Here is a 15991-nt window from a genome sequence, read left to right as displayed (position 1 = left end):
CGGCATCGCTCTGCACCCAGCCGCCGCCGCGGGTGGGCACACCACGCACCCCGGATGCGACCCCACCGTGCCGTCCTCGGGCGGGCCGCACGTTTTCCGGTGGCTGTGCCTGGGCTGCGCTGCAAACGGCCCGGCTGATTCCGCCCGGCACGCCGCGAGTCTGATGCGAATGCACGACGTGTTCGCCTGCCCAGCCGCACCGTCGATCAGCGCCGAGGAACGCACCTTGCGCGTCGCCTGCCGCCGCGATCTCTCCCGCCGCTATCCCGGCCAGGCGCCGCCTTGGCCACCCGCCGATCGAGAAGGAGGGTTCTCATGCTCGACCCCGGCCCGCTGCGTGCCGCCGCCCTCGGCCACGCCGCCCGCGGGTGGCACGTCCTCCCGCTGCGCCCCGACAACCGACCCAGCGACCGGGACCATCCGAAGAAGCCCGCGTTCCCGGACCACGGCGCGGACCGCTGCTCCGGCACCGATCCGCGTTGTCGTGCCGGGCACACCGGGTGGGAGCCCCGGGCGACCTGCGACCCGGCCCGCATCCGGCGGGCGTGGCAGCACACCGCGTTCAACATCGGCATTGCCTGCGGCCCCTCCGGGCTTGTGGTGATCGACCTCGACGTCCGCAAACCCGGCCAGCAACCACCGCCGAAGTGGGCCGACATGAACCCTCGTCACGGCGCAGACGTGTTCGGGCTGCTCTGTGCCCAGCACACCGACGACGGCGCCCCCGACGTCTGGGATACCTACACCGTGGGCACGGCCAGCGGCGGCACCCACCTCTACTACCTGCACCCCGACGGGCTGCCGCTGCGCAACACCCAGGGCGAGCGCGGCGGCCTGGGCTGGCTGATCGACACCCGCGCCCACGGCGGCTACGTCGTCGCCGCCGGCTCCACCGCCGCCGAGCGGCCGTACCGGGTGCTGCACGACCGGCCGCCCGTCGTGCTACCCGCCTGGATCGCCGACTTGCTACGCCGGGCCGCACCGGCCGGGCCGCGCAAGGTCCAAGGCGACTTCTCCGCATACCGGCGCAGCGCGTACGTGCGCGGTGCGATCAATCGCACGCTTGACCACCTCGCCGCCGCTCCCGTCGGGGAACGTAACACCGCTCTTCTGGGCGGGGCCGTGTCCCTCGGCCAGCTCGCCGCCGGAGGCGCCCTGCACGAAGCAGAAGTGATCGAGGCGCTGACCCCGACCGCCTTGGCAATCGGGCTCTCCGAGCGGGAAACCGCCCGCACCATCCGCTCCGGGCTGCGCTACGGCGCCTGCAACCCGAGGAAAGTGGCATGACCGACGTCGACCAGCACGACCGCCGCCGGCCCCGGGTGAAAGTCGGCACTGGCCCGGAGACGATCCGCACCCTCAAGCGGGAGCTGACCGAGGGCTTGCTGCCCGACACCTACGTCTCCGACGGCGCGCTCACGCACATGGAAACCGTCTCGGGCGGCCTGGCCGGCGCCGCCGACGAGGACTCACCACTGCCGGTCGCCGCGAGCCCGCTCAACCCGGCCGGGCTCGCGGGACTGCTCGCGCAGCACGCGCACGTCTACCGCACCAAGTACCGCAAGAACGCAGGAGGCGAGATGGAACCCTACGACGAGGAATGCACCCCACCACGCGAAGTCCTGTCGGCGGTCCTTGCCGGCAAGACCTGGCCCGGCGTGCCCGCCCTACGGGCGATCATCGGCGCGCCGGTGCTGCGCCGCGACGGCACCCTGTTGCAGATACCCGGCTACGACCCCACGACCGGCCTCTACCTAGCGTCCAAGGTCGACCTGCCGCCCGTACCCGACCGGCCCAGCCCGCAGCAGGTGGCAGAGGCGCGGACGTTTCTGCTCGGCCGGTTCCTGCGCGACTTCCCGTGGGCGTCGGCGGCCGACCGGGCCAACTACGTCGCCCTGCTGGCCACGCCGATCCTGCGGCACTTCACCCGATCTCTGACCCCGTTCGGGATGATCGACGCGACCATGCCCGCGTCGGGTAAGAGCATTCTGACCGGCGGGCCGGGGATGCTCTACGGGCAGAAGATCCTCACCTGGCCCGACGAAGACGGCGAACTGCGCAAGTCGATCACCGCCGTGTTCGCCGAACAGGTCGGCGTGGTCATCTGGGACAACCTCGCGGAAGGCACCGTCATCGACTCCGCAGTCCTCGCCCAGTTGATCACTCAGCGGGAGTGGTCGGACCGGCAGCTCGGCGCGTCGCGCAACATCGCCAGCGTGAACGACCGGCTGTGGATGGCCACGGGCAACAACCTGCAAGTCGGCGGGGACATGGCCTCGCGCACCGTGCGGGTGCACCTGGATCCGAACATGCCGCACCCGGAGGCGCGGGATCAGTCCGGGTTCGGTATCCCGCACCTCGACCAGTGGATCACAAGCCCGGCTCATCAGATGACGGTGCTGTGGCACCTGCTGGTCATGGTTCTCGACTGGACCCGCCACGGGGCGCCCCGCGCCGCCGGGCTCTCCATGCGGCAGTTCACGCCATGGGCGCAAGCCCTCGGCGGGTTCCTCGCCCATCACGGCATCGGCGGGTTCCTGACCAACATCGCCGACGTGCGCGAGGTCGACGAGGACGCCACCCGCTGGCGCGGCTTCCTCTCCGCCTGGCACGAACGGCACGGCGCCTCTCCGGTCACCGCGGCCGAGCTACGCCGCAGCGCCGAACCGGTCCACCTCGGCACCGACCTGCATGACCCCTGGGACGGGCTGTTCATCACCACCAAGAGCGGCCGGCTTCCCAACGCCATCGTCCTCGGGCGCATGCTCACCGGGCAGAACGGCAGGTGGCGCGGCAACTACGTCATCCGCGCGGAGACCTCGGAACGCGGCGACCGCTCCGTGTTCCGCGTCGAGCACCACGACGGGTAACCCGAAACCGCTGAAACATCTCCGCATCTCCGCAAGCCACCCACCAAACGTCCCTCTACCAGGGACAACAGGCTGCGGAGATGCGCTCACACCGATCTCCGCACATCTCCGCATCTCCGCAACCCCACCCCTCCCAAGATCATGCGGAGATGCGGAGATGTGCGGAGATGGTTTTCAAGCATCTCCGCAGCTCAAAACCGCAGGTCAACCGCCCTGCTGCGGAGATGCGGAGATGTTTTAGCTAACCCACCCCGATTCGAAAGCCCGTGCACGCCGCCGCCTTGAGAGCCACGCGGGGACGTCGGCGTGTCCTCAGGTGCTTTCAGTGGGCCATTCCCAGCACAAGGAGAACCGCGTGACGACCACCGTCTTCCCGCTGACCAGTAACGAACCCGACAGCCGAACCGAATGGTTGACCCCACAGCCGCGCCCCGCGGCGACGTACACCGTGAAGGAAGTAGCCAAACTGCTTCGCCTCAGCCTCGGCGGCACCTACCAGGCCATCAGGGCAGGGGAGATCCCCGCCAAGCGCATCCGCGGCCGTTGGATCGTGCCGGTGACCCGATTCCATGCGTGGCTCGACGCCCAGGACGATGACCCGGCCGGGACCCAGCTCGCCGCATGACCATCCAGCCGCAGACCCTTGGCCGCCGGTATGTGCCAGCGGCCCCATCATCGCCATGAGAGGGGATCCGCTTGCGAGGCTCCGTCTTCAAGCGCTGCCAGTGCCGCGACGACAACGGCAAACGCATCAAGAACTGCCGCAAGCCCCACGGCTCGTGGTCGTACACAGTCGATGCCGGGACCGATCCCGCTACCGGCAAACGTCGACAGACCACCCGGGGCGGCTACAAAACCAAGACCGAGGCGGAGGACGCACTCACGGAAGAGTTGGGCAAGCTCAACGCCGGGACGTGGACCGACGACCGTCGGATGACGCTGGGCAAGTGGCTCGATCAGTGGGTGGAGAGCCTGATTGCGGCCAAGAAGTCGCCCAACACCATCAAGAACTACCGAGGGCATATCCGCGACGCATGGAAGCCGCATCTAGGTCACGTGCTGCTGCGCGATCTTCGACGCAGCCATATCGAGCAGGTGCTTGCCGACCTGGCGCTGCCGATCGAGGGGGAGCGCCCTACCGGCAACGTTGGTCGGCGGATTGAGCAGCGAACGCCGGCCACCATCGACGGGTACCGGCGTACCATCCGCGCTGCGCTCTCGGCAGCGAATCGCCGCGGACTGATCGCGGTCAACCCCGCAGTCGGGCGAATGGACTCGATTCCGGTGGCGGACACGATCGATGAGGATGACGAACCTGAGGTATGGCAGCCCGAGGAGACGGCCCGGTTTCTGGAACATGTGTTCGATGATCGGCTTTCGGCGCTCTATGAACTCGCTGCGTACGCTGGCCTGCGCCGGGCTGAGTTGTGCGGGCTGCGGTGGTCAGACATCGACGCGAACGGCGCCGGCCTTAGGGTGCGCCAGACGATCGTCTCCGTCACTCGTAAGCAGGTGACGCCTGAGCAGGCCACCTGCCCGGTGTGTAGTGAGATCCACGTGGGCCGTCTGTTCAAGGCACCCAAGTCGCGCAAGGGGCGCCGTTGGGTGCCGCTCGCCGCTCCTGCTCAGGAAGCCCTCTCCCGGCATCGAGGGGCCCAGGCGCAGGAGCGAGAGTTCTTCGGGGTCGACTACCAAGACCATGGCCTGGTCTTCTGCCGGGCGGATGGAACGCCGCTACGACCGGACCGCGTGACGGTCGAGTTCCGCCAGCACGTAGCGAACTGCGGCCTGCCGCCGTGCCCTCTGCACGACACCCGGCACGGCGCGTGCTCCCTGATGCTGGCCGGCGGTGTACCGATCGAGATCGTGCAGATGATCCTCGGGCACTCCTCGCCGGAAGTCACCCGGCGGGTCTATGCCCACTTGATGCGCTCCCAGACGGCCGCGCAAGTGGAAGCAGCGGCCAAGCTTCTGACGCATCACCGGCCCGCTCGCCGAGCTGCCGTGAGCAATCTGTGAGCAATCCGCACGATCGGAAGGCGGGCGCGGTGGGCGAGTCGGCGCCAACAGCAGAACGCCCACCATACGTTTCCGCAGGTGGGCGGTGCTCAAAGCCCGGCGAGAGGCTTGGTGGCCAGGGGCGGGGTCGAACCGCCGACCTTCCGATTTTCAGTCGGACGCTCGTACCAACTGAGCTACCTGGCCGTGCCGTGCGAGAAATCCGCGCGGCTGGGCACTGGCGGTCCTGACGGGACTTGAACCCGCGACCTCCGCCTTGACAGGGCGGCGAGCACTCCAACTGCTCCACAGGACCTTGCTGATGCTGCTCATTCTTACCACTTGCGCTTGCCCTGACCTAAGTCAGGTCCGTACCCCCAACGGGATTCGAACCCGTGCTACCGCCTTGAAAGGGCGGCGTCCTAGGCCACTAGACGATGAGGGCAACTCCGCCATCATTGCACATTCACAATTCCTGCGGTGTGGGCCCCAACCGGCCCCGCTTGAGGCTTGGAAAGCATACGTGATGGGCCGCCCATCATCCAAACCGGTATCCCCTTCGCCGCGCCGAACCCTCTGACCAGGGCAGACCGTCAGCGGGGGGCGGGGCATCCGCGGGCGGCCGCCGCCACCAGCCGGACCGCTTGGTCGAGGCTGTCCAGGCGCACGACACCCTCCGGCAGTCGATCGGCGGGCCATCCCGGCCCGGCGGCGGCAGCCAGCAGGGGGCCGTGGCCGGACGACAGCAGCCGCGTCCACTGCGTGGGGTCGCCCGTCTCGGCAAGCTGCGACCACAACACCACCGCCGCCGGTCCCGTGCGCGCGACCGCGTCCGTCAGTGCCTGCGGTGGCACCCGGGCACCCAGCAGTCGACTCGGGACGCCTGCCTCGGCCAGCGCCGCGGCGAGGGCCTCCAGCGGCAGCGTGTGCTGCTCCTCGTCCGCCGCGGCGAGCATGACCCGAGGGGCCTGGCTGCTGGGTGGCCTGGCCACGGAGCCCAGGACCTCGGTGATGGAGCGCGAGAGCAGGTGCTCGACCTCGATGAAACGCCGGGTGGCCGCGTAGCGGTCGCCGATGCCGATCAGGACGGGCATGATCACGTCGTGCCACGCGCCGATGACGCCGCGGCCGGCCACCGCGGTCTCGAGGATTTCCCGCAGGGCGGGCGCGTCGAGACGCATGGCGGCGCGGGCCAGGCCGCGGGCTGCGGGGCCGGCTCTTCCCGTACGGATGGTGTGCCCGCCGCCGTCGCGGGTCGTGACGGTGAGCCCGCCGCCCACCTCGGGCCAGACGACGTCGATGGGCATGGGCACGCGCCGGGCCCACGCCGCCGCCTCGGCCGGTGCGACGCCCTGGGCGGTGAGCCGGCGCATGACCTGCAGCCGCTCCAGGTCCTCATCGGTGTATCGCCGGTGCTGCCCGGGCAGGTGCTGGCTCGGCCCCAGCCCGTACCGCTGGTGCCAGGTGCGCAGCGTCGTGACGGCGACCCCCAGACGGCGCGCCACCGCCCCGGCCGTCAGGGCCTCATCGGCCACCCGACCGCTCCGCCTGGTCGTCGGGATGCAGGTGCCGCCGGAGCCGGTCGGTGACGCCGGGCAGCCAGGGGGCGTACACCCGGGGCTCGCGCTCTAGGGCGAGCTCCAGCTCGTCGAGCGGCGCCCACCGCACCTCGGCTACCTCGTCGGGATCGGCCAGCAGAGGCGCGTCGGCGTCCAGCCGGCCGAGCAGGACGTGGTCGTACTCGTATTCGACCCGTCCGGTGGTGGGGTCCTCCGCGTAGTACGAATACACTCCCACCTCGATCAGGTCGACGCCCTCGACTCCCACCTCCTCGGCGAGGCGGCGCTTGGCGGCGACGTCGAGCGGTTCGCCGGGCGCGGGATGCCCGCAGCACGTGTTGGCCCAGCGCAGCGGAAACCGGGTCTTGGCGGCCGCCCGCTGTTGCAGGAGCACCCGGCCCGAGGCGTCCTGCAGGAACACCGAGAAGGCGCGGTGCAGCAGCCCTGGGGCGCGGTGGGCCCGGTCCACGGTGGCCTCGCCGGTGATCGACCCGTCCTGGTCCACCAGCTCGACCAGATGGGCCTCGCGGGACCGCGTCCCGCCGATCTCCTCGTCCCGCAGCTCACTCATGCCGGCCTCCCACCATCTGCTCGGGCCCCTGGGTGGAGCCGGTTATCCGCGAGGCCGCCAGCTTCCCGGAAATCAACACCATCGGTACGCCGACACCCGGCTGCGTCCCGGAACCCGTGAACACCACGTTGGGTAGGGAGGGATGCAGATTCCCGGGCCGGAAGGGGCCCGTCTGCGTGAACGTGTGCGCGGACGCGAACGGTGTGCCGGCGGCCATGCCCTGCTCCGCCCAGTCGGCCGGCGTGATGATCCGCTCGACCTCGACGCCGTCTCGGAAGCCGACATATCCGCGCTGCTCCAGTACGCGGAGCAGCTCGTCCGCGTAGCGCCGGTCGAGACCTTTTCGCCAGGCGAGCGGCGCCGAGTCGAGGTGGGGCACCGGAGCGAGCACGTAGTAGCTCTGCCGTCCCGGCGGGGCGACGCCCGGGTCCGTGCGGCTGGGGTTGGTGACGAGCAGCGACGGGTCGCTCATCAGCAGGCCCTGGCGGATGACCTCGTCGAACGTGCCCTTCCACGCCGCCCCGAAGTGGATGTTGTGGTGCGCGATCCGGGAGTAGGCCCGGCCGGAGCCGAGGTGGAGCACCACGCACGAGGGGGAATACCGCAGCTTGCGCGGCCGCGCGGACGGCGGCAGCAGGTCGCGGAAGGCTACCGGTAGATCGGGATTGAGGACGACGACGTCGGCGGCGATGCGCTCGCCCGAGTCGGTGACTACGCCCGTCGCGCGTCCGCCGGCAGTCTCGACCCGGGCGACCGTCGTTGCGTAGCGGAACTCGACGCCGTGCTTCTCCGCGGCTCCGGCCAGCGCCTTCGGCACGGCATGCATGCCGCCTCGGGGAAAGAAGACCCCGGCGACCGCGTCGAGATACGCGATCACCGCGTAGATCGCGAGCGCGTCGTGCGGCGCCAGGCCCGCGTACATGGCCTGGAAGGAGAAGATCCGCCGGGTACGGGGATCGCGGAAGTACTGGTTGATCTTCGGCTGCAGCCGGCGGAAACCGCCCATGCCGAGCAGCTTGACGAGGCTGAGGTTGAGCAGGTCGAGCGGTGTGTCGAGATTGCGGTCGATGAAGTTGTCTCGTTCGAGGCGCCACAGTTTGCGGGCGAAGTCCACGAACCGGAGATAACCGTCGGCCTCCCTCGGCCCGCACACCCGGGAGATCTCCGCCGTCATCCGCACGGTGTCGGTCAGCACGTCCAGTGTGGATCCGTCCGGGTAGTGCGCCCGGTAGGCCGGGTCGAGGGGAGTCAACTCGAGCCAGTCGGACAGCTTCTCGCCGACGGCGGCGAGCGGCTCGGCGATCAGCTCCGGCATGGTCAGCACGGTGGGTCCGGTGTCGAACTCGTACCCGTCGACCGAGAGCCGCCCCGCCCGCCCACCCGGCACCGGCTCCCGCTCGACGACCGTCACCTGCCGGCCCGCGCCGGCGAGATGAAGAGCGCACGCCAAGCCGCCGAGCCCGGCCCCGACGACGACGACGCGATCGGTCGGCCCTGTCACTCGTCGCACGTCACCAGCTCCAAAACGGTCGAGGGGGAGTGAGCTCAGCGGCTCCGGGCGGTCGTCCGTGGCCCGATCCCATCATGCTGGCCGGTGGGTGGCGGTGGTGGCCAGCTCGGTCAGGGCGGCACGTGCGTCGTCGTGGACGGGTGCGTCGCGAAGGGCCGTGACGGCATGATCGACCCGCCGCCGGATCATCGCCTCGACCCGGGTCACGGCCCCGGTCTCCGCGATGATCTCCGCCTGCCGGGCGATCCGCTCGTCCGTCGCCGCGCGCGACGCCGGCGAGGCGGGTTCGGGCCCGCCGGAGCCGTCGGCGGGGTTGACGGCTCCGGCGGGAGTATGGGCCAGCGCGGCGCGCTGGGCGGGCGTGGCGAGCTGTCGTGCCAGCATCACCAGGACGGTCGGCTTGCCGGTGCGCAGGTCGTCCCCGGCCGGCTTGCCGGTCACGGCAGGATCGCCGTAGACCCCGAGCAGGTCGTCGCGGAGCTGGAACGCCTCGCCGATCGCGAGGCCGTACTCGTGGTAGGCGTCGTTGACCGCGGTCGTCCCCGGCCGCGCCGGTCCGGCGAGCGCGAGCCCGAAGAGCAGGGGACGCTGCACCGTGTAGCTCGCGGTCTTGTGCCGGGCGACGACCAGCGCCCGGTCGAGTGACCACTCCTGCGGCTCTGTTTCGCCCAGCACGTCGAGGTATTGGCCCGCGACCGCCTCCACGCGCATGCGGTCGTAACAAGCGCGCACCGCAAAGTGGGTGGCCGTGGTGAGCGCGGCCTGGGCCAGAAGCTGATCGGCCCAGACGAGGCAGAGGTCGCCGACCAGGATCGCCGAGGTGGCACCGAAGTGGTCCGGGTCGCCGAGCCTGCCGCCGTGACGATGCTGAGCGGCGAAGAGGCGATGTGCCGTCGGGCGGCCGCGCCGGGTGTCGGAGCCGTCCATCACGTCGTCGTGCACCAGCGCGAACGTGTGCATGAGCTCGAGTGCTGCCAGCGCCGGCAGCACCGGGTCGATCGGCTCGCGCCCGCCGATGACACCGCGCCAGCCCCAGTGGGCGAACGTCGGCCGGAGCCGCTTGCCGCCCGCGAGCACCAGGTCGCGGCTGGTGCGGGCGAACCGGCCGAGCGCCGGGTCGACGGCGTCGAAGGTGGCGATCTGACTGCTCAGAAACTCGGCCAGCGTTCCCTCGACCGCGGTCACCAGAGCGTCCGAGGGGCTCGGTTGACTGGGAATCCCGCAGCGGAGGCTTCCCACCAGCATGTCGTTGGCCACGACGAGGAGATTACCGTAAGCTGCGTGTTGCGTCGATTCCTGCGTCGATTCTCTTTCAGGAGGTCCGGTGGACACCGATCTGGCGGCGGCCTACGAACGCTGCCGTGAGCTGCACCGGAGCCATGGCCGCACCTATTTCCTCGCCACCCGCCTCTTGCCGGCGTGGAAGCGGCGGCATGTGCACGCTCTCTACGGCTTCACCCGCCACGCCGACGAGATCGTCGACCGCACCGAGGAGCTGCCGCCGGCCGAGCGTGCCGCCCGCCTGCGGGAGTGGTCGGACGGCTTCGTCGCCGGCCTGCGGGGCGAGCCGGTCGACGACCCGCTGCTGCCGGCGGTGCTGCACACGATCGCGGTCTTCGACCTGAGCATCGACGACTTCGACGCCTTCCTCCGCAGCATGGCCATGGATTTGACCGTCACCTCCTATGCCACCTACGACGACCTCCTCGCGTACATGGAGGGCTCGGCCGCGGTCATCGGCACGATGATGCTGCCGATCCTCGGGTCGAGCGATCCGGCCGCCGCCCGCGAGCCGGCCCGCCAGCTCGGGCTCGCCTTCCAGTTGACCAACTTCATCCGCGACGTCGGCGAGGACCTCGACCGCGGCCGTGTCTACCTCCCGGAGGCTCACCTGGCCGAATTCGGGGTCACCCGGGACGACCTGCGGCAGGCGCGGACGGCAAGACGTTCGACATCGGCCATCAAGGCGCTGATCAGGGCGGAGGTGGCCCGCGCCGACGAGCACTACGCCGCCGCCGCGCCCGGCATCCCGCTGCTGCTGCCCGGCTCACAGGCCTGCATGAGGACGGCCTTCCAGCTCTACGCCGGCATCCTCGACGAGGTGGCGGCCGCCGGCTTCGACGTCTTCGGCCGCCGGGCCACCGTGGCCGGGCGCCGCCGGGCCGGGGTGGCGATGCGGTCCCTGCTGACCCGGCCCGGCCGCCCGGTGCCCGCTCTGGTGCATTCCTGACATGCGTACGGTGATCGTGCTCTTCACCCGAGACCTCCGGGTGCACGACAATCCGGCGCTCGCCGCGGCCTGTGCCAACGCGGAACGCGTCGTGCCGCTCTTCGTCCTCGACCCGCACCTGCGAGCGTTCTCGCCCAACCGCTCCCGTTTTCTGCACCAGTGCCTGGCCGACCTTCGCGCGAGCCTGCGGGCGCGCGGCGCGGACCTGGTCGTCCGCGAGGGCGACCCGGTGGCCGAGACCGTCCGGCTCGCCGGCGAGGTGGAGGCGGACGGCATCGCTCTCGCTCAGGACGTCAGCGGCTACGCGCGGCGCCGCGAGGGTCGGCTGGCACGGGAATGCGAGCGGCACCGCATCTCACTGCGGCTCTTTCCCGGGACCACCGTGGTCCCGCCCGGCGAGGTTCGTCCGGCCGGTGGCCAGGGGCACTACAAGGTCTTCTCCCCGTACCACCGCGCCTGGGAGTCGGCGAAGTGGCGGGACGAGGTGGCCACGCCCGCCCGGATCCTGCTTCCGGACGACCTCGCCGCCGGCAGGCTGCCCGCACTCCCCGGCGGAGAATCGCCCCAGGCGGTGGCGGGCGGCGAGACCGAAGGGCTGCGGCGGCTGAAGGCCTGGCTGCGTCAGCTTGGGCCGTACGACGACCTGCACGACGACCTGGCGGCCGATGGCACCTCGCGGCTGAGCGCGTACCTTCGCTTCGGTTGTCTGTCGCCGTTGACCGTGGCGAACGCGGCGCGGGAGGTCGACGGTGCCGGACCCGCGGCGTTCGTCCGCCAGCTCGGCTGGCGCGACTTCTACTACCAGGTCACTCACGCCTTCCCGACGATCTCGACGGAGGCCTACCGCAAGGCCGGCGACACCGACTGGCGAGGCGACCCGGACGCGCTCGCGCACTGGCAGGACGGGCTCACCGGAGTTCCCGTGGTGGACGCCGGCATGCGGCAGTTGCGGGCCGAGGGCTGGATGCACAACCGGGCCCGGTTGATCACCGCCTCTTTCCTGACCAAGCATCTCGGCCTCGACTGGCGCGACGGCCTGAAGTGGTTCTTCCGCTGGCTCAACGACGGCGACGTCGCCAACAACTCGGGTAACTGGCAGTGGGTCGCCGGCACCGGCAACGACACGAAGCCCTACCGGCGCTTCAATCCCATCCGGCAGGCCGAGCGCTTCGACCATGACGGCGTGTACGTTCGTCGTTACGTACCGGAGTTGGCTTCGATCGCGGGCAAGGCCGTGCACCAACCCTGGCGCCTGCCGGATACGGTGCGGGCGAGGCTGGACTACCCGGGGCCGCTGGAGTCGCATCGCGACGAGGCGGTCTGGTTGCGGCCGTGAGGTTTCCGCCCGGCGTGCCGGACGGAAAGCGGGTCCTGCCGACCCGTTGCGTTCGTCCGTTGAAGGCCGGCAGGATCCGCGACCACCTGCCCACGGGGCCGGCGCCGAAACCTCAGTTCGGCAGCGCCCGCCGCGTGCCGTACCGGTGCACCGCGATGCCGGCGAAGGCCGGCGCCGTGCGGGTCGCCGCATCCTTCGGCCCGGTGCCGGTGTCGCGGTAACTCATGACCGTCACGGCGTTGACCCGCCGCAGCACCTCGTCCGCGAAGTTCCTGCCACCGATCTCGTACTCGCCGTACCAGAACGGCACGTCCGCTTCGAGGGGCAGCGTGCTGCCGAGGCGGAGCCTGTCCAGCAGAGTCAGGAAGGCGGGGGTGAGCCCGACGCTGCCCGCGGACGATGCCGCGGGCAGCGCCAAGGCGGCGGTCATGAGGATGGCGGGTACCAGCCCGGCCCGCCATCGCCCCCTCACGACCGCCCCTACTCGGTGTTCCTCTTCCGCGGGGGTTCAGAATCGGACGCGGCCCGGCCTAGCTGAGCGATTCCACCGACGAGATCGAGGCGTCGATCGCCGTCACCCGGTCGAAGTCGCCGAGCCGCCGCGTGACATAGGCGATCGCGCGACCCCGGGCCGGATCCGCCCAGCCGGCGTTGCCGCCGAGGCCTCCCATGCCCCAGGTGCCGTCGCTCTCCCGCCGCACGCCCAGACCCCACGTGGTCTCCGCGCCGATGAAGCGGTCGAAGCCGGTGAACTGGGCCGTGGTCATCTGGTCCACCGACGAGCGGCTGAGCAGGCGGTGTCCGTCGAGTTCCCCGCCGTTCAGCAATCCGGCGTAGAAGCGTGCCACCGCCTCGGCGGTCGTGTGCAGGTTCACGGCCGGCACGACCGCGCGGCGCCACGCCTCGCCGTTGACCACGGTGAGGTCGCGCGCGCCCTCGGGGTTCGCCAGCGCTCGGGCACGCACCGACCCGGGCTCCAGGCGTTCCGGCATGTCGGGGTCGTCGTACTCCAGGTCGGCGCACCGGTCGAGGTCCGCGCCGGCCAGTCCGAACGCGAGGTCGAGCCGCCATGGCCCGGCGATCTCCTCCGCGACGAAGGGACCGGGGGCGCGGCCGGTGATGCGCCGGACGAGTTCTCCGAGCAGGTGCCCGTAGGTAAGTGCGTGCTCCGCCGCGACGGTGCCGGGGGGCCACTCGGGGCTCGCGGTCGCCAGGTCGCCGCAGAGCAGGTCCCAGTCGGCCCATGCCGCCGGCCCGCGCGGCACCGGAAACGTCACCAGGCCGGAGGTGTGGGTCAGCAGTTGTCGTACGGAAGTGTCGGTCCGGAACTCCGGCCAGTGCCGCGCGACCGGATCGTCGAGATCGAGCAGCCCCCGCTCGGCCAGCAGGAGAACCGCGGCGGCGATGACGGGCTTGCCCACCGAGTAGGCGTTGACCAGCGTCCGCGCATCCCACGGCCGGGTGCGGCCGGGATCGCGCCACCCCTCCCGCAGGTCCACGACCACGGTGCCGTGGCGCAGCACGCACAACGCCGAGCCACCGCTCGCATGCTGGGCGAACGCCTCCCGTACGGGCTCGTAGCCGGGGGCGACCCACCCCGTTGTCCACAGGTCTTCACACACGCCGCGCACCGTACCCGCGATCGGTGGAAAGCTGGCCCCATGGGTGAAGCAGAGCAGGTCGACATCGTCGTCATCGGTCTCGGCGTCGGCGGCGAGGAAGCCGCCGGCCGGCTCGCCGGGGCCGGGCTCTCGGTGATCGGCGTCGAGCACACACTGGTGGGCGGTGAGTGTCCCTACTGGGGATGCATCCCCACCAAGATGATGATCCGCGCCGGCAACGCGCTCGCCGAGGCCCGTCGGGTCCCCGGCATCGCCGGCGCCTCGCAGGTCCAGCCGGACTGGGCGCCGGTCGCCCGCCGGATCCGCGAGGAGGCCACCGACACCTGGGACGACAAGGTCGCCGTCGATCGCTTCACCGGCAAGGGCGGGCGGTTCGTCCGCGGCCGCGCCGCGATCACCGGCCCCGGTCGGGTCAGGGTCGGCGAGCAGGAGTTCCTCGCCCGCAGGGGCATCGTGGTCGCGACCGGCACCGCGGCGGTCATCCCTGCGATCGACGGCCTGGCCGGCACGCCCTTCTGGACGAACCGCGAGGCCGTCGAGGCCCAGACCCTGCCCGCCACCATGCTGGTCCTCGGCGGGGGCGCGATCGGCCTCGAGCTGTCGCAGGCCATGGCCCGTTTCGGGGTGGACATCACGATCATCGAAGGCGGCGACCGAGTCCTCGCGATGGAGGAGCCGGAGAGTTCCGAGACGGTGGCCGCCGCCCTCGCCGAGGACGGCATCACCACCCGCACCGGTGTACGAGCCCAGCGCGTCGACCACTCCGGCGATCTGTTCTCGCTCACCCTCTCCGATGGATCCACGGTGGCCGGGGAGCGCCTCCTCGTCGCCACCGGCCGTGCCGCCCGCCTCGACGGCCTCGGGCTGGACACCGTGGGCCTCGACCCGTCGGCCCGTTTCCTCACCACCGACGAGTGGATGCGCGCGGGCGACAAGATCTGGGCTGTCGGCGATGTGACCGGCAACGGTGCCTTCACCCACATGGCTATGTACGAGGCCGACGTCGCCGTCCGAGACATCCTCGGCCAGGGCGGCCCTCCGGCGGCCTACCACGCCAGACCGCGGGTGACCTTCACCGATCCGGAGATCGGGGCGGTGGGGCTGACCGAGAAGCAGGCACGGGAGGCGGGCATCGACGTGCGCGTCGGCTACTCCAGCCTGCCGTCGTCGTCGCGCGGCTTCATCCACGGCCCGGGCAATGCGGGCTTCATCAAGCTGATCGCCGACCGCTCCCGCGGGCTCCTCGTCGGCGCCACCAGCGCCGGGCCCAGCGGCGGCGAAGTGCTCGGAGCGTTGTCGGTGGCGGTCACGACTGCGGTGCCGATCGCCGCCCTGCAGGGCACCATCTGGGCCTACCCGACGTTCCATCGAGCGATCGGAGACGCGATGCGGCAGCTCTGAGACTGGTCCGTCCGCCGGTCCACCGACGACTCAGTGCTCGGCGTGGCGCACCAGCATGCGAAGGGCCGGGATGTCGGCCGCTCCCGCCACCGTCAGCGTCCGCTCGACCGGTTCGGTGCAGACCACGATCATCCGGCGCCGGCCGGGCAGATTCGCGGCCGTCCGCAGGATGACCGCGGCGGCGCCGGGGTCGAGGAAGCGCAACTGGTTCAGGTTGAGATGGACGTCCTGATCCAGCCGTACGGCCTCGGCCAGGGCGTCGCTGAGGGCGCCCGCGCGGGTGTGGTCGAGCTCGCCTGCCACCCGTACGCCGGGCGGCACATGCTGGCGGCAGATCCGCAGCAGCGGATCCTCGTGATAGACCGTGGCCGCGACCGTACGGGGATGGACGCGCGACGCGTATCCCAGCGTGACCGGGTCGAAGCTCTCGCGGTCGTACTCGCAGATGGCCGTGAACCGGCCGTCCTCGAAGAGCCGCCCCACCTCGGACTCGAACACGAGGAGCTGCTCCGCGTTGGCCTGAGGGCGTGCCGCCCAGCACATGTCCGCCGTGATCCGGAGCCCCCGGTGGCCGTCGGCCAGAGCCTGCCGCAGTTCGCGGGTGAGCAGCTCGACCATGGTCGTCGCGACCGGTGCGGCGGCGTCGCCCCAGAGCCGGTCGCTGGGCGTCACGCGGACGTCCGCACCGGCGTCGAGGCCGCGGTGCAGCAGGTCGGCGCGGAGGTCGTCGACGCTCACCGCGGACGTGAAGCAGATGACGCGGTCGCCCCGGTCCCGGCCCGCGGCCACGAACGCGGCCAGGATGTCGAGCCGCTCGTCCGGGTCGGAGAACGTCAGGCAGGCGTGGTCGCCCGGCCGGAGCCGGTCCACCGGTGTCGCGAGGGCCATGTGTCC

The 15991-nt window shown here is 71.1% G+C and carries 14 protein-coding genes and 3 tRNA genes; 7 read left to right on the top strand and 10 right to left on the bottom strand.

Annotated elements, in window-relative coordinates; translation table 11 throughout:
- The first annotated feature begins 315 nt into the window (after nt 1-315).
- The 4 genes from EDD30_RS18720 to EDD30_RS18705 all read left to right on the top strand — a co-directional run bounded on the left by EDD30_RS18720 (nt 316) and on the right by EDD30_RS18705 (nt 4889).
- Nucleotides 316-1287, top strand: a complete 972-nt coding sequence (locus EDD30_RS18720) for a bifunctional DNA primase/polymerase (protein ID WP_071803383.1) — start codon at nt 316-318, stop codon at nt 1285-1287.
- Nucleotides 1284-2870 (top strand): hypothetical protein, encoded by a 1587-nt coding sequence (locus EDD30_RS18715; RefSeq protein ID WP_071803384.1) that lies wholly within the window; start codon nt 1284-1286, stop codon nt 2868-2870. Before EDD30_RS18720 ends, EDD30_RS18715 begins: the two co-directional genes overlap by 4 nt.
- Before the next feature lie 355 nt (nt 2871-3225).
- Entirely contained in the window at nt 3226-3495 is a 270-nt protein-coding gene (locus tag EDD30_RS18710; protein ID WP_244945310.1) for a helix-turn-helix domain-containing protein, read from the top strand.
- A 71-nt stretch (nt 3496-3566) separates the two neighbouring features.
- Nucleotides 3567-4889: a site-specific integrase gene (locus tag EDD30_RS18705; RefSeq protein WP_071803385.1), complete on the top strand. Its 1323-nt coding sequence runs from the start codon at nt 3567-3569 to the stop codon at nt 4887-4889.
- A 109-nt stretch (nt 4890-4998) separates the two neighbouring features.
- Here the strand turns inward: EDD30_RS18705 and EDD30_RS18700 are convergent.
- The 7 genes from EDD30_RS18700 to EDD30_RS18670 form a co-directional block, all read right to left on the bottom strand.
- Nucleotides 4999-5075, bottom strand: a tRNA-Phe gene (locus EDD30_RS18700).
- A 32-nt stretch (nt 5076-5107) separates the two neighbouring features.
- Nucleotides 5108-5184 (bottom strand) — tRNA-Asp (locus tag EDD30_RS18695).
- Between the two features lie 56 nt (nt 5185-5240).
- Nucleotides 5241-5313 (bottom strand) — tRNA-Glu (locus EDD30_RS18690).
- Nucleotides 5314-5461: 148 nt separating this feature from the next.
- Entirely contained in the window at nt 5462-6403 is a 942-nt protein-coding gene (locus EDD30_RS18685) for a MerR family transcriptional regulator (RefSeq protein WP_071803386.1), read from the bottom strand.
- A complete protein-coding gene (gene idi, locus EDD30_RS18680) occupies nt 6393-6998 on the bottom strand; it encodes an isopentenyl-diphosphate Delta-isomerase (RefSeq protein ID WP_071803387.1) in 606 nt (201 codons plus the stop codon). Before idi ends, EDD30_RS18685 begins: the two co-directional genes overlap by 11 nt.
- The gene (crtI, locus tag EDD30_RS18675; RefSeq protein ID WP_071803388.1) at nt 6991-8508 is read right to left on the bottom strand and encodes a phytoene desaturase family protein; all 1518 of its coding nucleotides are present in this window, start codon (nt 8506-8508) and stop codon (nt 6991-6993) included. The genes idi and crtI overlap by 8 nt, the downstream gene beginning before the upstream one ends.
- Before the next feature lie 72 nt (nt 8509-8580).
- Nucleotides 8581-9753, bottom strand: coding sequence for a polyprenyl synthetase family protein (locus EDD30_RS18670; protein WP_123678819.1), 1173 nt, complete (start codon nt 9751-9753; stop codon nt 8581-8583).
- Between the two features lie 79 nt (nt 9754-9832).
- Between EDD30_RS18670 and EDD30_RS18665 the strand changes: the two genes are divergently transcribed.
- Nucleotides 9833-10738 carry a phytoene/squalene synthase family protein gene (locus tag EDD30_RS18665; RefSeq protein WP_071803390.1) on the top strand — a complete coding sequence of 302 codons (906 nt, stop codon included), beginning with the start codon at nt 9833-9835 and terminating at the stop codon, nt 10736-10738.
- Nucleotide 10739: 1 nt separating this feature from the next.
- Nucleotides 10740-12074, top strand: coding sequence for a cryptochrome/photolyase family protein (locus EDD30_RS18660; RefSeq protein WP_071803391.1), 1335 nt, complete (start codon nt 10740-10742; stop codon nt 12072-12074).
- A 112-nt stretch (nt 12075-12186) separates the two neighbouring features.
- On the opposite strand, the gene EDD30_RS18655 is transcribed toward EDD30_RS18660, so the two are convergent.
- Both EDD30_RS18655 and EDD30_RS18650 read right to left on the bottom strand, forming a co-directional pair.
- Nucleotides 12187-12504: a hypothetical protein gene (locus EDD30_RS18655; protein ID WP_071803392.1), complete on the bottom strand. Its 318-nt coding sequence runs from the start codon at nt 12502-12504 to the stop codon at nt 12187-12189.
- A gap of 100 nt (nt 12505-12604) precedes the next feature.
- Nucleotides 12605-13696 (bottom strand): serine hydrolase domain-containing protein, encoded by a 1092-nt coding sequence (locus EDD30_RS18650; protein ID WP_244945309.1) that lies wholly within the window; start codon nt 13694-13696, stop codon nt 12605-12607.
- A gap of 39 nt (nt 13697-13735) precedes the next feature.
- On the opposite strand from EDD30_RS18650, the gene EDD30_RS18645 reads away from it, so the two are divergent.
- The gene (locus tag EDD30_RS18645; RefSeq protein WP_071803393.1) at nt 13736-15097 is read left to right on the top strand and encodes a dihydrolipoyl dehydrogenase family protein; all 1362 of its coding nucleotides are present in this window, start codon (nt 13736-13738) and stop codon (nt 15095-15097) included.
- A 30-nt stretch (nt 15098-15127) separates the two neighbouring features.
- On the opposite strand, the gene EDD30_RS18640 is transcribed toward EDD30_RS18645, so the two are convergent.
- On the bottom strand, nt 15128-15985 hold the full coding sequence (locus EDD30_RS18640) for an MEDS domain-containing protein (RefSeq protein WP_071803394.1): 858 nt from the start codon (nt 15983-15985) through the stop codon (nt 15128-15130).
- Nucleotides 15986-15991 lie beyond the last annotated feature (6 nt).

It is taken from the genome of Couchioplanes caeruleus, assembly GCF_003751945.1.
In the GTDB taxonomy this organism is placed as follows: domain Bacteria; phylum Actinomycetota; class Actinomycetes; order Mycobacteriales; family Micromonosporaceae; genus Actinoplanes; species Actinoplanes caeruleus.
This window is presented reverse-complemented; position numbering and strand designations above follow the sequence as displayed.